Source organism: Microcoleus sp., from assembly GCF_049646505.1.
GTDB lineage: Bacteria > Cyanobacteriota > Cyanobacteriia > Cyanobacteriales > Microcoleaceae > Microcoleus.
The window spans coordinates 1-4,483 of sequence record NZ_JBARVX010000060.1; the positions used below are offsets into that span (position 1 = coordinate 1).

Annotated in this window: 5 protein-coding genes; 4 read left to right on the plus strand and 1 reads right to left on the minus strand. The window is 46.6% G+C overall.

Annotation, left to right across the window (positions count from 1 at the left end; all coding sequences use genetic code 11):
- Positions 1-319, minus strand: a 319-nt coding sequence (locus tag WBA89_RS03110; RefSeq protein WP_424403989.1) for a hypothetical protein, incomplete at its 3' end; no start/stop codon positions are given.
- A 174-nt stretch (positions 320-493) separates the two neighbouring features.
- Between WBA89_RS03110 and WBA89_RS03115 the strand changes: the two genes are divergently transcribed.
- The 4 genes from WBA89_RS03115 to WBA89_RS03130 all read left to right on the plus strand — a co-directional run bounded on the left by WBA89_RS03115 (position 494) and on the right by WBA89_RS03130 (position 4,137).
- Positions 494-1,627 (plus strand): redoxin domain-containing protein, encoded by a 1,134-nt coding sequence (locus tag WBA89_RS03115; RefSeq protein ID WP_424403991.1) that lies wholly within the window; start codon positions 494-496, stop codon positions 1,625-1,627.
- Positions 1,628-1,817: 190 nt separating this feature from the next.
- Positions 1,818-3,266 carry a trypsin-like peptidase domain-containing protein gene (locus WBA89_RS03120; RefSeq protein WP_424403993.1) on the plus strand — a complete coding sequence of 483 codons (1,449 nt, stop codon included), beginning with the start codon at positions 1,818-1,820 and terminating at the stop codon, positions 3,264-3,266.
- Between the two features lie 17 nt (positions 3,267-3,283).
- Complete coding sequence (locus WBA89_RS03125; RefSeq protein ID WP_424403995.1) at positions 3,284-3,409, plus strand: hypothetical protein; 126 nt, start codon at positions 3,284-3,286, stop codon at positions 3,407-3,409.
- A gap of 125 nt (positions 3,410-3,534) precedes the next feature.
- Positions 3,535-4,137 (plus strand): pre-peptidase C-terminal domain-containing protein, encoded by a 603-nt coding sequence (locus tag WBA89_RS03130; protein WP_424403997.1) that lies wholly within the window; start codon positions 3,535-3,537, stop codon positions 4,135-4,137.
- Positions 4,138-4,483: the final 346 nt, after the last annotated feature.

The window sequence follows — 4,483 nt, forward strand, 5'->3', positions numbered from 1 at the left end:
CCTTTTTTTTTACCGCAGAGGGCGCAGAGACCGCAGAGAGAAGAGGGAATAGAGGTCTTGTGGTAATGTCAAATCCAGTACAGTCAGCTCGCTCGAATTTCTCTCCTCTTTCTCTGATTTCTCTGCGTTCTCTGCGGTTAGATATTTGAGAGCTTAAATCTGGCGTTGCTGAATACAAATATGAATTCAAGATTTCCCAATTGCTATAAGCCAAGTATGGTGAGCTTTGTAACATCAAGCGAAAAATTGATTCATACAGTGAATCAGCAACGCCATATTTTGAATGTGATATCGTTTCCGGTTGCATCGGAATAATCAAGTCGAGTCAACTCTCAACAGTCAACTCTCAACAATCACCTCACGGTGCAACCGGAATTGATGTGAATCCTATCCCATAACCACTATCAGGTGCGATCGCCCAAAATACAACTTGCGGAACAAACAAAAAATATAAAAGTCTCAAATATGAAATCTCAAACCTCGAATCAGCAATATGTCACTACTGGAAATAGGAGATCCCGCCCCTTGGTTTTCCATAGCTGCCTCCAATAACCCCTTATTTCATTTCTCGACGGTTGGCGGGCGGCGAACTGTGCTATTTTTCTTTGCCAGCGCAGCTTTTGCAGAAATTCAAGTTATGCTCAAAAGCTTTGAAGAGCTTTCAGGAGAATTCCAAAGCTTGGAAGTACCGCTGTTTGGAGTTAGCGTTGATGCAGCAGACAAAGAACAAAACAGACGGACAACAATTGCTCCGTCATTCATCTTTTTCTGGGACTTCGACAAAAAACTCAGCCAACAGTACGGCGTTTGCCGAGATATCGAACAAAATGGAGTTGCCGGAGTTCACTATGCACCCCAAACTTTTGTTCTCAACGAAAACCTTCAGCTAATTAACATTTTGCCGATGGGCGAACCCCACCAACACGCCCAGCAAGTATTGGATTTTCTCAAAACTTTGCCACCATTCGAGGAAGCCAGATTGGCCGCGAGACACGCTCCGGTGCTGGTAATTCCTAACGTTTTGGACAAAGCTTCTTGTGGCGCTTTGATCGATTTGTACAAAACTCACGGCGGCAGTCCCTCGGGCTTTATGAGGCAAATAGACGGAAAAACTGTGGGCATTCACGACGATAATTTCAAGAAACGCCGGGATTTTTTTATTGAAGATCCAAAGTTGCAGCAGCGATTGAGTGCGATTATTTTGCGCCGGGTGCGCCCGGAAGTAGAAAAAGCTTTCCAGTTTACAATTACCAGATTTGAACGGTATTTGGTGGGCTGTTACGATGCCCAAAGCGGCGGTTTTTTTCGGCCGCACCGCGACAATACGAGCAAAGGTACTTTGCACCGCCGATTTGCGATGACTCTCAACTTGAATGTGGGGGAGTATACGGGGGGATTTTTGCGGTTTCCCGAGTACGCGCCGCACGGTTATAAAGGGGATTCGGGTACGGCGATTATTTTTTCGTGTTCTGTGCTGCACGAAGCAACACCGGTGATTAGCGGCGAGCGTTTTGCTTTGCTGTCTTTTTTCTACGGGAATGAGGATGCTCAGGTGCGACAAACTAATTTTAAGTATTTGGCTGACGCGCCGGATTCTAGAATTGCCGAAACTGCCGGATCGCCGTAGTTTACCAACAAAAAACTGGTCCGAGAGTTCGATTCCCTCAAAACCCAGCCGTCAATTCTCGAAGCAATCTCAAGCTTGAATTTTTCATTACCCTCGCGCAAGTCCTAAAATAATTAGAGGCGGTAGTTAGGAGTTAGCCCGAAAACCTAACTGCTACCTGCTCACCGTTAAAAAATACTAATTCACGAGCATGAATTTCAAACTTTTAAGTTTAGCGGTATCGGGAATTCTAACAATTGGGGTTGCAGCCAGCCCTGCTGCGGTTGTTACCGCGCTCTCCGGGCGGCCGGAGGCTGATTTAAAGGAATTTAACTCGGTGCATTTCCCAGGTGCGATCGCCCAAAATGCCGCAGAACAAACCAACGTTCGAGTCTACGAACAAGCGAGTCCGGCAGTTGTTACCGTCGATACAGAAAAATCGAACGGTAGCGGCACAATTATCAGCCCCGACGGCACGGTGTTAACCAACGCCCACGTTGTTTCCGCAGGCGGTACGGTGAATATAATTTTGTCAGACGGCAAAAAAGTTGTCGCCGATGTCGTCGGATTCGGCGAAGACGGTTTAGACTTAGCCGTGGTAAAGATTCGCGGTCAAAACAATTTGCCCACAATTCCGATCGCCCGTCCCGGTTCGGTGAAAGTCGGACAACAAGCATTTGCGATCGGCAATCCCTTCGGTCAATTTCAAGGTACTTTGACAGTCGGAATCGTCAGCCGCATCGATCTGCAGCGGGGCTTAATTCAAACCGACGCAGCCATCAATCCCGGCAATTCAGGAGGCCCCCTGCTCAACAGTTCTGGAGAATTAATCGGCGTCAATACTTCTATTTTTACTCGCGGTCAAGGTGGAGGCAATATCGGTATCGGTTTTGCAATTTCAGCAGACAAAGTACCGGGTTTCCTAACAGCGGTGCGAGAAGGGCGAGCTCCCCGCGTTGCTCAGAGGCGATCGCCCTTTGGCAACAAATCACCTCAAAAAGTTGCGTTAAACGGGCCCGCCCTGAGCGGCAAACTCACCACGCAGTCTAGCGTTCTCCCCGCAGACAACAGCTTTTTTGACCTCTACTCCTTTGAAGGAAAAGCGGGCCAGCAAATCACAATTGAAATGACAAGTCAAGAAATTGACCCTTATTTAATTTTGCTCGGCCCCAACCAGCGCGAAATCGCGCAAGACGATGACGGTGCAGGTAGTAAAAACGCCAGAATAACAGTCAGGCTGCCAGCAGACGGCACTTACACGCTGCTGGCAAATTCCTATCAAGCTAGGCAGTCCGGGGCTTATACGTTAGAACTGAAAGCGAGCGCTTCTGGGGCACCTTCTAGGGCGATTTTGGAAGCAGAAGGCGCTTTGGTCGCAGGCGGCCCGGTATTGCCATCTGACAAGAGTCTGTATCGCGAGTATACTTTTGAAGGTCGATCGGGTCAGTCTGTAGCCATTTCCCTCGAAAGTACAGATTTCGATGCCTATGTGGCTATCTTTGGCCCTAACGGTCGATTGCTGGGAGAAAATGACGATGCCAGCGATTCGACTAAAAATGCGTTTCTGAGCGTTACTTTGCCCGCTACGGGTCGCTACCGCGTAGTTGTCAATGCTTACGATGCTTCCGGCCGGGGTCGTTACAATCTAACTATCCGTTAAAAATTGGGAATTGGGAATTGGGAATTGGGAATTGGGAATTGGCCAAACAGGGAATTGGCCAAACAGGGAATTGGGAATTGGCCAAACAGGGAATTGGCCAAACAGGGAATTGGTCAAACAGGGAATTGCTAGCAAATAACTAATGACTAATGACTACTGACTAATGACTACTGACTACTGACTACTGACTACTGACTACTAACAACTGCCAACTAACAACTGACTACTGACTACTGACTACTTCCTTCGTTGAAAATCGAGGTAATTCATGCGTAAAGTTAGATTTTGGGCGATCGCGCCAATTGCTGTACTAGCTACTTTTCCTGGCAAGCCGACTCTCTCGGTACCAGTTTCAAATTCCGGTGGAATTGCTAACAGCATTTCGACCGTCATTTCAGCAGAATTTCCTCAAAATTCACCTGATGTGACCCCTACAAACAAAGCTGTTTTAGCTCAAGCAAGCCCCAATCCCTCGCCAACTCAAAGTCCAACTGCAGAATCAGGGCCGAGTCCTGATGCGGGTTCATCTAAGCTCATTTTAGAGCAAAAGGGAGAACTCAGCCCTGCTAAATCTTCTGTACTGCCCTCGGACAGCAGTTTGTACGACGAGTATACCTTTGAAGGAACTCAGGGTCAGAAGGTGGTTGTTACCGTAGAAAGTACCGAGTTTGATACTTATCTCGCTATTTTCAACTCCCAGGGGGAGCTAGTTGCAGAAAATGATGATGCGACGCAGCAAAATTCCAATTCTGAGCTGACTGTTACCTTGTCTGCGAGCGGTCGCTACCGCGTCATTGTCAATGCTTACGATCCGCCTCCAAAAGGTAGAGGGAAGTACAGTTTGACCGTCCGCGAAACAACTGGAAATTAGTTGGAACGAAACTTCGGAGTCAGGGCACGGCATTGACGTGTCCTGATAGTTTTAGGACGATCGCACAACCAGCAACTATTATTAACTTCGGTAAATTAATGTGTTAGATCGATTCCGGTTGCACCGTCAGGTGACTGTTGTTATTTGTTATTAGTTATTTGTTATTAGTTATTTGTTATTTGTTATTTGTTATTTGTTATTAGTTATTAGTTATTTGTTATTAGTTATTAGTTATTTGTTATTTGTTATTTGTTATTTGTTATTTGTTATTTGTTATTTGTTATTTGTTATTAGCTCGTTACCAGGCTCTGCCTGGTAATGCAGATCCGGAGGCTCTGCCTCCTTT

Excerpts from the sequence above, each read along its gene's own strand:
- WBA89_RS03120 (WP_424403993.1), top strand. The coding sequence starts at position 1,818 with ATGAATTTCAAACTTTTAAGTTTAGCGGTATCGGGAATTCTAACAATT.
- WBA89_RS03115 (WP_424403991.1), top strand. The coding sequence starts at position 494 with ATGTCACTACTGGAAATAGGAGATCCCGCCCCTTGGTTTTCCATAGCT.
- WBA89_RS03130 (WP_424403997.1), top strand. The coding sequence starts at position 3,535 with ATGCGTAAAGTTAGATTTTGGGCGATCGCGCCAATTGCTGTACTAGCT.